Origin of the sequence: Limnobaculum allomyrinae (assembly GCF_016649425.1) — a bacterium.
Taxonomy (GTDB): domain Bacteria; phylum Pseudomonadota; class Gammaproteobacteria; order Enterobacterales; family Enterobacteriaceae; genus Limnobaculum; species Limnobaculum allomyrinae.
Map to the genome: position 1 here is coordinate 127,865 of NZ_JADRCR010000009.1, position 16,324 is coordinate 144,188.

General features: G+C 45.2%; 17 protein-coding genes. 12 read left to right on the forward strand and 5 right to left on the reverse strand.

Going from position 1 to position 16,324, the window contains the following annotated elements; all coding sequences use genetic code 11:
- Positions 1 to 3: 3 nt before the first annotated feature.
- The 5 genes from mlaD to murA all read left to right on the forward strand — a co-directional run bounded on the left by mlaD (position 4) and on the right by murA (position 3,353).
- Positions 4 to 519: an outer membrane lipid asymmetry maintenance protein MlaD gene (gene mlaD, locus I2494_RS16065; protein WP_130592735.1), complete on the forward strand. Its 516-nt coding sequence runs from the start codon at positions 4 to 6 to the stop codon at positions 517 to 519.
- Positions 520 to 603: 84 nt separating this feature from the next.
- Entirely contained in the window at positions 604 to 1,236 is a 633-nt protein-coding gene (gene mlaC / locus I2494_RS16070; protein ID WP_218467865.1) for a phospholipid-binding protein MlaC, read from the forward strand.
- Positions 1,236 to 1,556: a lipid asymmetry maintenance protein MlaB gene (gene mlaB / locus I2494_RS16075; protein WP_218467866.1), complete on the forward strand. Its 321-nt coding sequence runs from the start codon at positions 1,236 to 1,238 to the stop codon at positions 1,554 to 1,556. The genes mlaC and mlaB overlap by 1 nt, the downstream gene beginning before the upstream one ends.
- A gap of 153 nt (positions 1,557 to 1,709) precedes the next feature.
- Positions 1,710 to 1,964 (forward strand): BolA family iron metabolism protein IbaG, encoded by a 255-nt coding sequence (gene ibaG, locus I2494_RS16080; protein WP_130592732.1) that lies wholly within the window; start codon positions 1,710 to 1,712, stop codon positions 1,962 to 1,964.
- A gap of 123 nt (positions 1,965 to 2,087) precedes the next feature.
- A complete protein-coding gene (gene murA / locus I2494_RS16085; protein ID WP_218467867.1) occupies positions 2,088 to 3,353 on the forward strand; it encodes a UDP-N-acetylglucosamine 1-carboxyvinyltransferase in 1,266 nt (421 codons plus the stop codon).
- Positions 3,354 to 3,442: 89 nt separating this feature from the next.
- Here the strand turns inward: murA and degS are convergent, their stop codons facing one another.
- The 5 genes from degS to dpiB form a co-directional block, all read right to left on the reverse strand.
- On the reverse strand, positions 3,443 to 4,516 hold the full coding sequence (gene degS, locus I2494_RS16090) for an outer membrane-stress sensor serine endopeptidase DegS (RefSeq protein WP_218467941.1): 1,074 nt from the start codon (positions 4,514 to 4,516) through the stop codon (positions 3,443 to 3,445).
- 88 nt (positions 4,517 to 4,604) lie between these two features.
- Positions 4,605 to 5,978, reverse strand: a complete 1,374-nt coding sequence (degQ, locus tag I2494_RS16095) for a serine endoprotease DegQ (RefSeq protein WP_218467868.1) — start codon at positions 5,976 to 5,978, stop codon at positions 4,605 to 4,607.
- A gap of 254 nt (positions 5,979 to 6,232) precedes the next feature.
- Positions 6,233 to 6,643, reverse strand: a complete 411-nt coding sequence (gene zapG / locus I2494_RS16100; protein ID WP_218467869.1) for a Z-ring associated protein ZapG — start codon at positions 6,641 to 6,643, stop codon at positions 6,233 to 6,235.
- Positions 6,644 to 6,928: 285 nt separating this feature from the next.
- Positions 6,929 to 7,618, reverse strand: a complete 690-nt coding sequence (gene dpiA / locus I2494_RS16105) for a two-component response regulator DpiA (RefSeq protein WP_218467870.1) — start codon at positions 7,616 to 7,618, stop codon at positions 6,929 to 6,931.
- A gap of 4 nt (positions 7,619 to 7,622) precedes the next feature.
- A complete protein-coding gene (gene dpiB, locus I2494_RS16110; RefSeq protein ID WP_218467871.1) occupies positions 7,623 to 9,251 on the reverse strand; it encodes a sensor histidine kinase DpiB in 1,629 nt (542 codons plus the stop codon).
- 336 nt (positions 9,252 to 9,587) lie between these two features.
- On the opposite strand from dpiB, the gene citC reads away from it, so the two are divergent.
- The 7 genes from citC to I2494_RS16145 are packed head-to-tail and all read left to right on the forward strand — an operon-like array spanning position 9,588 to position 16,038.
- Positions 9,588 to 10,664: a [citrate (pro-3S)-lyase] ligase gene (citC, locus tag I2494_RS16115; protein ID WP_218467872.1), complete on the forward strand. Its 1,077-nt coding sequence runs from the start codon at positions 9,588 to 9,590 to the stop codon at positions 10,662 to 10,664.
- Positions 10,661 to 10,957 carry a citrate lyase acyl carrier protein gene (gene citD, locus I2494_RS16120; RefSeq protein ID WP_130592725.1) on the forward strand — a complete coding sequence of 99 codons (297 nt, stop codon included), beginning with the start codon at positions 10,661 to 10,663 and terminating at the stop codon, positions 10,955 to 10,957. The genes citC and citD overlap by 4 nt, the downstream gene beginning before the upstream one ends.
- A complete protein-coding gene (citE, locus tag I2494_RS16125; RefSeq protein WP_218467873.1) occupies positions 10,954 to 11,850 on the forward strand; it encodes a citrate (pro-3S)-lyase subunit beta in 897 nt (298 codons plus the stop codon). Before citD ends, citE begins: the two co-directional genes overlap by 4 nt.
- Before the next feature lie 16 nt (positions 11,851 to 11,866).
- Positions 11,867 to 13,423: a citrate lyase subunit alpha gene (gene citF, locus I2494_RS16130; protein WP_218467874.1), complete on the forward strand. Its 1,557-nt coding sequence runs from the start codon at positions 11,867 to 11,869 to the stop codon at positions 13,421 to 13,423.
- 7 nt (positions 13,424 to 13,430) lie between these two features.
- Positions 13,431 to 13,961 (forward strand): citrate lyase holo-[acyl-carrier protein] synthase, encoded by a 531-nt coding sequence (citX, locus tag I2494_RS16135; RefSeq protein ID WP_218467875.1) that lies wholly within the window; start codon positions 13,431 to 13,433, stop codon positions 13,959 to 13,961.
- Entirely contained in the window at positions 13,951 to 14,871 is a 921-nt protein-coding gene (gene citG, locus I2494_RS16140; protein ID WP_407657922.1) for a triphosphoribosyl-dephospho-CoA synthase CitG, read from the forward strand. The genes citX and citG overlap by 11 nt, the downstream gene beginning before the upstream one ends.
- A gap of 21 nt (positions 14,872 to 14,892) precedes the next feature.
- Positions 14,893 to 16,038, forward strand: coding sequence for a 2-methylaconitate cis-trans isomerase PrpF family protein (locus I2494_RS16145; protein WP_218467876.1), 1,146 nt, complete (start codon positions 14,893 to 14,895; stop codon positions 16,036 to 16,038).
- Positions 16,039 to 16,324: the final 286 nt, after the last annotated feature.

Below are 16,324 nucleotides of genomic sequence, written 5' to 3' on the forward strand. Positions count from 1 at the left end.
TCGATGCAAAGTAAAAAAACGGAAATCTGGGTAGGGGTGTTCATGCTGATTGGCCTGTGCTCACTTTTATTCCTGTGTTTAAAAGTCGCAGATGTGAAATCTTTGGGTAATGAGCCAACTTATCGGCTTTACGCTACATTTGATAACATCGGTGGTTTAAAAGCGCGTTCCCCGGTGAGAGTAGGGGGAGTTTTGGTTGGTCGAGTGGCTGATATTACCCTTGATCAAAAGACCTACTTCCCGCGCGTAGCCATTGATATGCAGCAGCGTTTTAACCATATTCCGGATACCAGTTCTTTATCCATTCGTACTTCCGGCCTGTTAGGCGAGCAATTTCTGGCGATGAATATTGGCTTTGAAGATGAAGATATGGGGACTAAAATTTTGAAAGATGGCGATGAGATTAAAGATACCAAGTCAGCAATGGTATTGGAGGATCTTATTGGTCAGTTCTTATATAAAAGCGGCGGTGATGAAAAACCGGCTGATGAAGGTACTGCGCCTGCACCGGTTCATTAATTTATCCGGCGGGCAAAAAAGTTGGTTACGGAGTTAACCATGTTTATTCAACATTATGGACAACAGTAGGATAGAGGAACAGCTATGTTAAAACGTTTTATGATGGCAGCACTTTTCATGATTGCCCCTTTGGCGGCAAATGCAGCTGACGCCAGTAATCCTTACCAGCAGATGCAAGTTGCGGCGGAAAAGGTATTTACTCGCCTGACCAATGAACAACCAAAGATTAAGCAAAACCCTGACTATTTACGTACCGTAGTGAAGGAAGAACTCCTTCCTTACATTCAGGTTAAATATGCAGGCGCCTTGGTGTTAGGTCGTTATTATCGTGATGCAACTCCGGCACAACGTGATGCGTATATGCCCGCTTTTGAAGCCTACATGGAGCAAGCTTATGGTCAGGCGCTGGCTATGTACAATGGCCAAAAGTATCAAATCGCTCCTGAGCAGCCATTAGGTGATAAAGACAACGTTTCTATTCGTATCACTATTAATGATACCAATGGTCGTCCACCTGTCCGTCTGGATTTCCAATGGCGTAAAAACACCAAAACCGGTGAATGGCAGGCTTATGACATGATTGCTGAAGGTATCAGTATGATTACCACCAAGCAAAATGAGTGGGCAGAAACCCTGCGTCGTGATGGTGTTGATGGTTTAACTAAACAGCTGAAAACGTTGGCCAGTCAGCGAATTACGTTGGATGATAAAAAATAATGCAGAACGCTCTGAACTGGCAGGCTGAAAATGGCGTAATAATGTTAAGCGGTGATTTAGATCGCGAAACGTTGCTGCCGTTCTGGAAAGCGCGGCAGCAGATTATCAGTGCTGATATCACCATTATTGACGTATCTGGTTTATCCCGGGTGGATTCAGCAGGTTTAGCCATGCTGGTTCATCTGCTTGATGAAGGTGAAGCCCGTAAGCAGCCGTTAAAACTGGCTGGAATGACAGAGAAGCTACAAATGTTGGCATCTCTGTATAATCTGCAACAAATTATTCAGCCTTACCTCGTGAGTACACCAACTATGGTGTGATAGTATGTTCATTAGGCTGATTTGAAATGAGTCGCGGAGATATAGTCATCTATATCTCCGCGATGTTTTTATAGCGAATCTGAGCGTACGTGCTAATTTAAGCTGTTTCTCATTCTGAGTAACAGATCCTTTCTGATTAATATAGTGAAGACGATGGATACTAACGAAATAAGACAAATTTTGCTCGATGCATTAAATCTGCAAGATGTTCGCGTCACGGGTGACGGTAGCCATTTCCAGGTGATTGCCATTGGTGATATGTTTGAAGGTATGAGTCGCGTTAAACAGCAGCAGGCAGTCTATGCTCCGCTGATGGAATACATTTCTGATAATCGCATTCATGCACTGTCGATTAAGGCCTATACCCCGACAGAATGGGAACGCGATCGTAAACTGAGCGGTTTGTAATTGGGTAAATAACCCGTACGGACTGTAGTGATTTTATCTGTGCTGATTAAATAACAACATATAACAATAAATATTAAATCAGCATCTGACCTTTTAAATGTTGTTGTATTAGAGAGAGCGATTATGGACAAGTTTCGAGTACAGGGCCCCACCCAACTAAGTGGTGAAGTGACAATTTCTGGCGCTAAAAATGCAGCGCTACCGATTCTTTTTGCAGCTTTGCTGGCGGAAGAGCCCGTAGAGCTACAAAATGTGCCAAAGCTGAAAGATATTGATACTACCCTTAAGCTGCTGGGCCAACTGGGGGTAAAAATTGAACGCAATGGTTCGATTTTTGTTGATGCCAGCAATGTAACTGAGCTGTGCGCTCCTTACGATTTGGTTAAAACCATGCGTGCTTCTATTTGGGCATTAGGGCCATTGGTTGCTCGTTTTGGTTATGGTCAGGTATCCCTGCCGGGTGGATGTGCTATTGGTGCTCGTCCGGTTGACCTACATATTTCTGGCCTGGAACAACTGGGGGCAGAGATTAAGCTGGAAGAAGGGTACGTTAAAGCATCCGTTAACGGTCGTCTGAAAGCTGCGCATATCGTGATGGATAAAGTTAGCGTTGGCGCTACTGTAACTATTATGAGTGCAGCAACGCTGGCGGAAGGAACGACTGTTATTGAGAATGCGGCGCGTGAGCCAGAAATTGTGGATACCGCTGAATTCCTGAATACATTAGGTGCGAAAATTACTGGTGCAGGAACCGATCATATCACTATTGAAGGTGTTGAGCGTTTAGGTGGTGGTGTGTACCGTGTTCTGCCTGACCGTATTGAAACCGGAACGTTCCTGGTTGCTGCTGCCATTTCTGGCGGTAAAGTGATTTGCCGTAATACACGCCCGGATATGCTGGATGCAGTATTAGCCAAATTACGCGAAGCGGGTGCTGAAATAGAAACCGGTAGCGACTGGATTAGTCTGGATATGAAGGGCAAGCGTCCACACAGCGTAAATATTCGTACCGCACCACACCCTGGTTTCCCGACCGATATGCAGGCGCAGTTCTCTCTGTTAAATCTGGTAGCGGAAGGAACCGGTGTCATCACCGAGACCATCTTTGAAAACCGCTTTATGCATATTCCTGAGCTGATTCGTATGGGTGCTCATGCTGAAATCGAAGGCAATACGGTTATCTGTCACAGCGTTGATAAATTGTCCGCCGCTCAGGTGATGGCGACCGATTTACGCGCATCGGCAAGCTTAGTGTTGGCGGGTTGTATTGCTGAAGGCGTTACGGTTGTTGACCGCATTTATCATATCGATCGTGGGTATGAGCGCATTGAAGAAAAGCTGAATGCATTAGGTGCTAATATTCAGCGCTTTAAAGAGAAAGACGAATAACAGATAGGTTGGTTAGTTGATTGAAGTAGAAAGGGCGCAGATTTTATTGTCTGCGCCCTTTTTATTTTTACTTAACGGTATGAAATGAATTAGTTGTTCTGCGCCGGGTATTCGGAGATTTTTAGCGTGAAGGTCAGGCGCTGACCCTGACGTAATACCACTACCGGGATATTAGTGCCCGGGCGAATTTCGGAGACTTCATCCATCACTTCAATGGCCGAGATCGCAGGTTTGTTGTTGACGTTGACCAGAATATCGCCAACTAACAGTCCTGCTTCCTCCGCCGGGCCTCCGGGGGTTACGGAACGCACCAGTATGCCTTGTAGCCTATCGAATGGACTACCCTGGTTTTGCATTTGACTGAATTCACGACCTTCGATACCGATAAAACCACGAATCACTCGGCCGTCCCGAATCAGCTTATTCATAATTTTAGTGGCAAGTTCGGTTGGAATGGCGAAACCGATACCTTCGGGCATATCACCATCGGTACGTTTGTCTAATGACAGAGTGTTAATACCCACTAACTCACCCAGTGAGTTAATCAACGCACCGCCAGAGTTGCCGTGGTTAATCGACGCATCAGTTTGCAATAGATTTTGACGGCCGTAAGGGCTGAGGCTGGTTCGCCCTGTAGCACTGATGATGCCCTGAGTAACGGTTTGCCCAAGGTTATAGGGGTTACCAATTGCCAGAACGACATCACCAACGTGAGGAGAACGTTTCGAGTTAATTGGAATAACCGGCAGATTATCTTCTTTAATTTTAAGAACAGCCAGATCGGTTAAGGTATCAGAACCCACCAGAATCGCTTCATAAACCTGACCATTCTGTAATGTGATAATGACCTGGTCAGCATTTACGATAACGTGCCTGTTGGTAATAATATAACCTTTCTTATTCATAATAACGCCAGAACCCAGGGTGTTGATTCCTAATGTATTCTGGCTGGAAGAGCTGAGAGCACTGCGGTTATAAACGTTGACCACCGCAGGAGCGGCTCGCCTGACGGCACTGTTATAGCTTATTGGTGATTCACTAAGAGGTAAATTCAGAGAATTATCAAATAACCCCGATGCGTCACGCAGCGAAGGAAAGATCATCAGTAAAGCAGCGGCAATAATTAAGCCAATAATTATTGAACGTAACAGTTTGGCAAGCATGCATATCGTCAAAAATAGTAAAGGTAAGGAAGGATACCATGACTTGAACGGATACGGCATAGTGCCGTATCCGTTTTTGCGATCGGGATTAACGCAGGATTAGATAGATGTTGTCATCACCGCGTAAAATATTGAGTGCCAGCACATTTGGCTTGCTGTCCAGTATCTTGCGCAGTTCACCGATATTGGTGGTGCGGTCGCTGTTGACCCCAATGATCATATCGCCTGCTTTTAAGCCACTTTGAGCAGCCGGGGAACCTTTTTCCACGTCTTTAATCATCACGCCTTTGGTGCCTTTAACTTCACCATTGTTGAAGCTGGCGCCTTGCAGGGCAGGCGATAATGACTCGGCACTGATGGAAGATTGATCGCTGTTTTGTAACTCAACGCTGACTTCCATTGGTTTGCCTTCACGCAGCAGGCCCATTTTGACTTTCTTACCGGCACCGGCAGTTGCAACTTTGGCCCGGAGTTCAGCAAAGCTACTGATGGCTTTACCATCCAGAGAGACAATCACGTCACCAGATTTAATGCCGGCTTGTGCAGCAGCAGATTTCGGCAGGACTTCGCTAACAAATGCGCCGCGTTGTGCATCTACTTTAAATGCTTTGGCCATTTCGGCGGTCATTTCGCTGCCCTTAATACCCAGCATGCCGCGTTTAACTTCACCGTACTGAATTAACTGGTCGGTCAGGTTCTGTACCATATTGCTCGGGATAGCAAAACCGATACCCACGTTACCGCCGCTAGGGGCAAGGATTGCGGTATTAATACCAATCAGTTCACCGTTAAGGTTAACCAGCGCACCACCAGAGTTGCCGCGGTTAATGGATGCATCCGTCTGGATAAAGTTTTCCAGGCCTTCCAGGTTCAGGCCGCTGCGGCCTAAAGCAGAGATAATACCGGATGTAGCGGTCTGGCCCAGACCAAACGGGTTACCTACCGCAACGGCGAAATCACCAACGCGCAGGCTATCAGAATCAGACATCTTAATAGAGGTCAAATCCTTTGGATTAGAGTCGGTTAATTGTAACAGTGCGATGTCAGACTGCTCATCACGTCCAATCAGTTTTGCCTGATACTCTTTACCGTTGTTCAACTGAACGCGAATTTTGTCTGCGTTGTTGATAACGTGGTTATTGGTAACCACATAACCTTTATCTGCATTGATGATCACACCAGAACCCAATCCTTCGAATGGGCGGGTACTTTGTTGTTCCGACGGCATGTTTGGACCGAAGAAGAATTTGAACTCTTCAGGGATCCGCTGACGCTGAACTTGTGTACCTTCAACATATACGCTGACAACGGCAGGGAGAACTTTATCCAGCATAGGAGCCAGACTAGGAACTTGCTCTCCGGCTACTGTGGTTGGCAGGGCCGCATTGGCAGCCGGTACTGAGGAAAAAGTTAAACCTAAACTGACTGTCAGGGCGCTTAATAATAAAGTGGTTTTTTTCATGGATGATTACTCTCAATACCAACAGGTTACATGTTTAAACTATGACAAAAATGTGTAGCTAATGCTATGACTGTAAGTAGTGTCAAAAAGTTCATGATTCAAGCGCCAGCCAGGGCTTAGATATGTCGTACCCAGGAATGTGATACGCTTCAAATACAGTCGGGACGCAGATAAAACAGATAAAGTAAAGAAAGGTAATTAATTGTAGCAGAAGAAAATGACGCTATCGGGGGTGATAGCGTCATCAGAGATTTTTAATCTTTACGTTCCGGACGGAACAAACCGGAAGCGCCTTCAGAGTAGTCCCGTGGTGGGATATCAGCAGACAGCTGATCCTGCTCTGAAGCAGAAGAAACGGGCTTATAATTGATATAGCTAAATGGATTATCGCTGGTTGCCATATCAGGTAACAGCGTAGTTGAACTTTTAATCATATGCTTTTGGAACTGACGATAATCTTGAGCCATTTTTTCTAACAGCTCAGCGCTGTGGGAAAAGTGACTAACCAGTTCCTGACGGTAAGCTTCCAGCTCTGCTTTATTCTTATTCAGCTCCTGCTGTAATGCAGTTTGTTGACGTAGTTTTCTGTTACCAAAGCGCATAGCTAAAGCGCCAATGATAAGACCTACAACTAAGCCAGCAATCAGTGCATACTCCCAAGTCATATTGACTCCTTTTTACGGTCACAAATTACAGAGGGGCAATCCCGGATAACAGAGTGATAGTGGAACAAGTCATCTTTTACTGATAGTTATGTACTCACCTTACCAGTGAAATCCACTTACTCAATTTTTACTAACCAACTATACCTGTAAATAGTGCTCCGGGGGAACCTCGTTCGACATTTCCTTATATCTTACCATGATAAAACTCACTTTTTAATCTTAAACCGATAATGGGAGTTTTACGGTTTTATCAGCAGTAATTTGTCATTTATTAATCTGTTAACACTATTCGACCGGAGTACTTAAGCGATAAATTCTTTGAGGACGGCCAACTTTTCCGTAAATAATTTCGGCCTGTAAGAAGTGCTCTTTTGCACAAAACTCCAGATAGCGTCTGGCGGTTGTCCGGCTTAATCCTAACTTTTTGGCAATATCTTCAGCGGTATAGCCAATTTGTGCATCACTGAATGCGTCCTGAACGATCTTTAGTGTGATTTCATCAATACCGATAGGCATGGTTGGCTTAGCCTGAATGCGGGCGAAGGTATTAAACATTTCATCAACTTGCCACTGGCTGACGTCTTCCGTCTGTTTCTGAACTCGATGCAGATGGCTGAGACGGGCCAAAGTTTGTTCCAGGCGATCGTAAGAAACCGGCTTAAGCAGATAGTCAAAAACACCACAACGAATGGCTTCTGAAACCGTATCAATATCGCTGGCGGCAGTAATAAAGATAACTTCACCATGGTATTTTTCCGCAGAGAGCTCTTGTAATAACTCAATACCCCGACCATCCGGTAGATAGTTATCCAGAATGATCAGATCGGGTTTGAAGTTATTAATCATCATGCGCCCTTGCTCAAGGTTACCGGCAAGCCAAACCTGACGACAGCTGTTATGACGTTTAATAAATTCGGCGTGCATTTCGGCGAGCGGAGTTTCATCCTCAATAATTAGAATATTTAGGTATTTCATATAATTAACTTCCTTTTCCTTTGGGGATAAAAATAGAGAATACGGTGCCGCAAGGTTCATTATCATCAATGGTGATGGTGCCGTTATATTGGTCAATATAGGTTTTGACCAGATAGAGACCAATACCGTGGTCTCCGCTGTTTTTAGACGTCACGCCTCGCGTAAAAATAGTGTCACGAATATCAGGAGCAATGCCGCAGCCATTGTCTGAAACTTCAATAATCAGTTCAGATCCCTCATCTGAAATAAAAAACTCAATGAGTTTATTACTGTCAGGATTTTTTAATGTGGCTTCAAAAGCATTATTCAACAAATTGCCAAGAATACTGGCCAGTTCATTTTCTGTGAGCGGATTAATGTTAGTGTTAAGTGTACAGCCGGGAATAAACTGTATTTCCAGTCCGAGTTCTTTTGCCCGGTGATATTTACCAAACAGTAAGCCAGCAATCAGACGATTTTTAAACATCTGGCTAATGCTATCGATAAGGGACTGTTGGTTAGAGGATTCGAATTTAACCATCTCCAACGCACGGTCATACTCTTTTAGCTGTAACAATCCGCCAATGGTGGAGATCCAGTTAAGGTGTTCATGGCGTAGTGTCCGTAGGTTTTCTACATATTGTTGTATTTGGCTAAGTTGAGCACTGAGGGTATTGATTTCATCATGACGGCGAAAACTGATAACCCAGCCCTGAAATTCACCATCGATCCAAATCCCCACTCGGTTAGCAATAATTTTTAAACCGTTAATGATCAGCAGATCGTCAATACGGTTGGTACCGCTGGTTTCAAGAAAGTAGTCAGAAGGCGTAATTAAATCCTGTACCTGATGGCCCACCAGATATTTTGCTGCCCCGGCCAGTTTGAACATTTTTTGGGCGTTCTGATTAATCGCGGTGATCTTACCTTCGGTATCAACGGCGATAAGCCCTTCAAAAACGGCACCAAACAGCGCATCTTGCTGGCGCTGTACTCTGGCAATTTCCATGGGTTCCATACCCATCATCTGTTTTTTAATATGGGTGGAGAATTGCCAGGAGAGAAGAATAAGAATAAACAGAATCAGTAACAGGGCGCTGGTGAGAGGGAGAATTTGGTTGGAACGCCACATATCAATTTTACTGTTGAGATATCCTAACGATATAACACCGATAACTTGATTATTTTTATCCCAGATAGGCGTTTTAGCCCTGAGTGCCAGACCCATCGACCCTTCACTGCTGATAATGTAGCTTTCGCCTCGCTCCAGAGCACCGGGTTTATTCCACTGCATGGTAAAACCGATCTTTTCCGGATTTGGGTGATAAAGACGAGTGGATTTTTCATCACCAATGACCAGATAGCTAAAGTTGGATTCCATACTGAGGCGATCGGCGATCTTTTTAAGTTTTTGAGTATCTCTTTGCTCCACACCTTCAATCACATCATCCATTGAAGCGATGATTTTGGCCTGATTCATGGCGATTTCACTGACTTTATCGGTCAGGTAATTATCTAACTGATATTCCATGAATTTGTTTAATGCACCTAATAGTAAGGTAAAAACGACAAGCAATAATAAGAATACACGCCATTGGAATGACATGTTTTTTAACATATTCTTAATATATTCCTTTTTCGTTTTAATACGCATTTAACATTCACTTTTTATTATTTGATGAGTGAGGAATGAATATAATTAATTTATTTATAAAATGCATTTAATTAATAAAAAAAATAAAAACCATTAAGATATTAATGTTTATTCGGTTAAGTGTGAAGCAGATCAATTAACTCCCTCAACCTAGTTACTATGATGTTATCCATGATTTTATTAGTCAATTGACTTATTTTTTTAATTATTAAAATAACATTCCCAATAATGTTAAAGGCATCGTTTTCTTTTAATTATTAACTTCTGATAAGTGTGGAATTCAGCACGGTATTTTTCTTTATTGCAATAGCTAAATACTTATATAGAGAATAGAACATGTATAACTCAACAATATTCAGCCGTGTAAAACGTTCAGAGTATAAAAAGATAGCTGAAATCACCAAATTTCTGCGTAAGAACGATTTGAATATTGATACATCGGTTGAAGAGTTTATTACTGTAATGCGTGATAGCCAAATTATCGCCTGCGGTGGTATTGCCGATAATATCATTAAATGCGTTGCGATTAATGAAGAGCTTCGGGGTGAAGGGATAGCCCTCTCTCTGGCTACTGAGCTGGTGAATTTGGCTTATGAACGTCACCATAGCCATCTGTTTATTTATACTAAAACCCAAAATGAAATTTTGTTCCGCCAGTGTGGTTTTTTCCCTATCGCTTCGGTTCCCGGTATTGTGGTTTTAATGGAGAACAGTAGCTGTCGGTTACGTCGATATAGTCAGCAGTTAGCGACCAGCCGCCAGCCCGGGGAAAAGATTGGCTGCATTATTATGAATGCTAATCCATTTACATTGGGTCATCAGTATCTGGTACAGCAAGCAGCGGCACAGTGTGACTGGCTTCATCTGTTTTTAGTTAAAGAAAATACCTCTACTTTTCCTTATGTCGATCGCTTAAGACTGGTCACCGAAGGAACTGCGAGTATTCCTAATTTGACGGTACATCCGGGATCGGAATATATGATTTCCCGGGCAACTTTTCCTTGTTACTTTATTAAAGAACAGGGCATTGTTGATAATTGCTATACCGAAATTGACCTGAAAATTTTCCGTCAGTATCTGGCTCCGGCTTTGGGTGTAACCCATCGTTTTGTTGGCACTGAGCCTTTCTGTGAAGTAACCAGTAAATATAACGCCGATATGCGTTACTGGTTGAATACGCCTGAATTAACTTTCCCCCCTATTGAGCTGGTTGAAATTGAGCGTTTGCAGCATGAAGGCACCGCTATTTCAGCTTCCTGGGTACGTCGTCTGTTGGCCAAAAAACAGATGGATGTTATTGCTGATTTGGTACCCGACTGCACTTATAACTATTTAATTAATAACCCGAATATTCGGCAGAAAAGTGCAGGAACCCCCTCAGAAGAATCTGTTATTACCGTAGGTGAATTATGAAAATTGTAAAAGAAGCCGTTGCCGGCACACTTGAGTCAAGTGATGTCATGGTACGGATCGCACCCATTGGAGGGTCGGAGATCGATCTGCAGTTAAACAGCAGTGTGGAAAAACAGTTTGGTGATGCCATCCGGGAAACCGTGATGGATACATTATCCAAACTGGGCGTCACTGGTGTTCAACTGATTATCGATGATAAAGGTGCTCTGGACTGCATTTTACGTGCTCGTCTGCAAACCGTGTTGTTGAGAGCCAGTGACAGCAAAGAACTTCCGTGGGGGGCATTAAAATGAATCCAGCTCTAAAGCAGCGGGTCCGCCGCAGTATGCTGTTTGTTCCCGGCGCGAATGCCGCCATGGTGAGTAACTCCTTCATTTATTCTGCTGATGCCATCATGTTCGATCTGGAAGACTCTGTCGCTTTGAGAGAGAAAGATGCTGCGCGTTTACTGGTATTTCATGCGCTGCAACACCCGATGTATCAGAAGATTGAAACCGTTGTGCGGGTCAATGCACTGGATTCTGAGTTTGGTATTAAAGATCTTGAGGCGGTTGTTCGCGGTGGCGTTGATATTGTTCGCCTGCCGAAAACCGATAGCGCTCAGGATGTGATTGATATGGAACAACAAATCGCTCGCATTGAAGCGGAATGCGGCCGGGAAGTGGGCAGCACCGGAATGATGGCGGCGATTGAATCTGCCGAGGGCATCAATAATGCCGTTGAAATTGCGCAAGCGTCTCCTCGTCTGATTGGTATCGCATTAGGTGCCGAGGACTATGTACGTAATCTGCGTACCGAACGCTCACCGGAAGGTATTGAGCTACTGTTTGCCCGCTGTTCTATCCTGCAGGCGGCTCGTGCGGCGGGAATTGCGGCATTTGATACCGTCTATTCTGATGCTAACAACGAGCAGGGCTTCCTGAATGAAGCGGCTCATATTAAGCAATTAGGCTTTGATGGCAAATCGCTGATTAACCCTCGTCAAATAGAACTTCTTCACAACCTTTATGCGCCAACCATCAAAGAGCTGGAACATGCTCAGCGGGTGATTGAAGCGGCAGAAGCTGCGGCTGCTGAAGGTCTGGGTGTCGTTTCTCTTAATGGCAAAATGATTGACGGCCCGATTATTGAACGTGCTCGTCTGGTGGTACAACGCGCAGCGCTTTCCGGCGTTCGTGAAGAATAAGATGAGGTGAATAATAATGGCTCGCCAACAACGTGTAACCAATTTATGTAATAGCCTGATTCAACAACTTAATGACTTTAATGAAGAATCCGGAGCTAAAGCACCATTGAAACTGTCGCCTTTCCGCGATGTTTCCAAGGCTAATTTGCAATCGAAAAAACCAAGAGATAAGAAAATCTGCAATTCGCTGGAAGATGCGATTCGCCGTTCCGGCCTACAGGACGGCATGACTATCTCTTTTCACCATGCTTTTCGCGGCGGGGATTTAACCGTCAATTTGGTCATGGCTCAAATCGCCGCGATGGGATTCAAAAACCTGACGCTGGCTTCCAGTTCGCTGGCAGGTTGCCATTCTCCGCTGATTGAACATATTCGCAATGGTGTAGTGACCCGAATCTATACCTCTGGTCTACGCGGGCCACTGGCAGAAGAGATCTCCCGTGGTTTATTGAAAGAGCCAGTACAGGTTCATTCCCACGGTGGTCGGGTCAATCTGGTGGAATCCGGAGAGTTAAGCATTGATGTGGCTTTCCTTGGGGTTCCGGCATGTGATGAGTTTGGTAATGCCAACGGATTCACCGGCAAAGCCTGCTGTGGTTCGCTGGGCTATGGTCGGGTTGATGCAGAGCACGCTAAAACCGTGGTACTGCTGACAGAAGATATCCTGCCTTACCCACACCATCCGCTGAGTATTTGTCAGGATCAGGTAGATCTGATTGTACAGGTCGATCGCGTTGGTGATGCGGATAAGATTGGTGCGGATGCTACCCGTATGACCACTAACCCACGTGAACTGCTGATTGCCCGCAGAGCGGCTGAAGTGATCATTAACTCTGGTTATTTCAAACAGGGTTTCTCGATGCAAACCGGTACCGGTGGTGCTTCGCTGGCGGTAGTGCGTTTTCTTGAAAATAAAATGCGCAGCCAGAATATTACCGCCGGTTTTGCTTTAGGTGGTATCACGGCGGCCATGGTTGATCTGCATGAGAAAGGGCTTATCGACAAGCTGCTGGATGTGCAGAGCTTTGACAGCGGCGCAGCGGCATCACTGGCGCGTAATCCAAATCACGTTGAAATCAGCGCTAACCAATACGCTAACTTCACTTCCAAAGGCGCTTCCGTTGACCATCTGGATGTGGTGATCCTTAGTGCTCTGGAAATTGATACCCAGTTCAATATCAACGTACTCACCGGTTCTGATGGTGTATTACGCGGTGCATCTGGTGGACACTGCGATACCGCTGCGGCCTCCAAGCTATCCATCATTGTGGCGCCGCTGGTACGTGGTCGTATCCCAACCATTGTTGAACAGGTAACAACCCTAATCACACCGGGAAGCAGCATTGATATTCTGGTTACCGATCATGGTATTGCTGTTAACCCGGCACGCCCTGAGCTAGCCGAACGGTTGCAGAAAGCCGGTATGGATATTGTCAGTATTAATGACCTGTATCAGCGTGCAGTCATGCTAACCGGTAAGCCAAAGCCGATTGAGTTTACCGATCGGGTGGTGGCGGTAGTTCGCTATCGCGATGGCTCGGTGATTGATGTTGTTAATCAGATAAAAGAGTAACTGTGTAATGAATATTCTCCCGGAACAGGCGAGTTATCACAAAGTCACGCTGGAAGAGGTTTTGTTGAGCAGAGAAGCGCGTCAGGAACGGCAGCAGCTCTGGTTAGCCAAATACCAAACCACCCTGATTTCGTTAACCGTCGTGGTTCCGGGCGAAATTAAAGACAGCACGGTGGTGCGTCAGGCCTTCAATCTGGCCTGGCAAACGTTAGATAAGTTGTGCCAGCAGCAGAAATGGAATGTGGTTGATAAGGCCGTGTTTTGTTTGCCAACCGGCCCGGAAGGGCTGATGGCAATAAGTCATGATGCCAGAAACGTTAAGCGTGCTTGCGTAGAAAGTGAAGAGCAAAGCGCGGTTGGTCGCCTGTGGGATATCGATGTAATCGGCAGAGAAGGCATTATCTCCCGCCAGTCGATGGGCATGGCACCAAGGCAGTGTTTTCTCTGTTCCCTCGATGCGCGAATTTGCGCCCGTGAACGCACCCATTCCGTACCGGCGCTACATCAGGCGATGGAGGATTTAATCAATCATGTTTAGCTCAATGAATTCGGCGAATGCCGCTCATCGTCTGGAACTTAACAAGCTACCCTGGGTAGTCCGCTGCAGCCAACTGGCTAACAGCGCCATGCTGAATGAAGTTAATTTGACGCCGAAGCCCGGGCTAGTGGATATGCGCAATAACGGTGCCCATAAAGATATGGATCTGACGGATTTCTACCGTAGTGCCGAAGCAATTCGGGTCTGGATCCCTTATTTCATCGAGTATGGAATGAGCACTCATCTACAACCCAGTGGCGATATTCTGTATGGCTTACGCCCGTTGGGGTTGGCATGTGAAGCATCAATGTATAAGGCCACATCCGGCGTAAATACTCACAAAGGCACTATTTTCTCACTGGGCTTACTGGCAACGGCCATGGGTAGACTGGTTTCAAATCAGAAGGCAGTTACTCAACAAAGTTTATGTCATGAAGTAGCGGCCATGAGTCACGGCATGGTGATGCGTGAACTGGAACAGAATAATCAGGCGCTGACGGCGGGACAGAGGCTTTATCAGCAGTATGGATTGTCCGGTGCCCGTGGTGAGGCCGAATCTGGTTTTCAGTCAGTGCAGACTACGTCATTACCGGTTTATCAAAGTCTGATTGCTCAGGGAATTGACCCACAGCGCGCCCTATTGCAGGCACTGCTTAGTCTGATGGCGGTAAATGGTGACACCAATGTCGCTTCTCGCGGTGGGCCGGAAGGTTTGCGCTGGTTACAGCAAACGGCGCAGCAGTTTTTGGCCGAAGGCGGTGTGATGAAAACCGATTACATCACCAGGCTAAAAGAGTTCGATCGGCAGTGCATTGAACGCAATTTGAGCCCCGGAGGCAGCGCCGATTTACTGATTGTGACCTGGTTTTTGGCCCAATTTCCTGAATCCCATAGCAAGAATACTAATTAATCATCGCTGGAGGAGTTAATCGTGGAAAATCATACTATTCCCTGCTTCTGGATGCGCGGGGGAACCAGTAAAGCTGGCTGTTTTGTGGAAGATTATCTTCCGCCAGAAGTATCAGAACAGGACAAGTTATTGTGCCGCATTTATGGCAGCAGCGATCCTTCAGGGCGTCAGATAAACGGTATGGGTGGCGGAACCTCAACCACCAGTAAAGCGATGATTGTCGGTAAGCGCGCTGGTGAGAAAAACAGCGTTAACTATACCTTTTGTCAGGTTGAAACGGCGACTAACGCGGTAGATCGCAAAGGGAACTGTGGCAATATCTCTTCTGCGGTAGGGCCATTTGCTATTGAGAATGGGCTGGTGGATGAGGTCACAGAACCGGTAACCAAAGTTAAAATATTCAATACCAATACTCAAAAAACTATTGTTTCCCACGTGCCGGTTAAAGCGGGGAAAGTTGAGTATAACGGCGACTTCTCTATTTCTGGCGTGCCCGGTACCGGTGCGCGTATCCAACTGGACTTTCTGTCTCCGGGGGGAGCGGTAACGGGAGAATTGTTGCCAACAGGGCAGCCTAAAGATGTGATTGATGTACCCGGTTATGGGCCAACGGAAATTACCGTTGTTGATGCGGCAAACCCTCTGGTATTTGTCAGAGCTTCTGATTTAGGTCTTACCGGCAACGAACTACCTGCTGAAATAGACTGTAATGTTGAGTTATTAGACCGAATGCTGGCAATTCGTGAAGCCGCAGCAGTACTGATTGGGCTGGCGAAAGATATGCATGACGCAAAACATAATAGTCAGGCAGTGCCAAAGTTTTGCTTTATCGCACCACCGATGGGCTATACCAGCCAGTCCGGCCAGGTGGTTTCAGCGGATGCCATTGATATTCAGGCCAGAATGTTGTCTATGGGGAAACTGCATCCAGTGCTGGCCATTACTGGCGGTGTCTGTATTGGCGTAGCAGCCAAAATTCCGGGAACGCTGGTACATGAAATTGCAGGAAGTTGCAGTGAAAAAGATGAGTTAAATATCGGCCATTGCAGCGGAGTTCTATCAGTTAGTGCCGAAGTAGAAAGCCAGAACGGCGAACTGAAAGTACTAAACGGAACGGTATACCGAACAGCCCGGGTACTGATGAGAGGGGATATCGATTTTAATTAGTGATAAATCATCTTTTATATTCTTTATGAATTAAACAATAACAATTAGAAAATATACAGGCTCGAATAGGTCATAATTAATTTCCTGTTTGTTTCTCTGTCTTGGCACTTATTATTCCTTGGTAAGTGCCATTTTTTATTTGTGGATAATTTTATTCATATGAATAGTTAAATATATAAAATTAATAAGAGTTAAAAGGGTAATTAAAAACATTAAATTTATAACTTCAATTTAGTCTGCGTCACATAATTATTATTTGGTTTGCCGCATTATCTGATGCAATTAA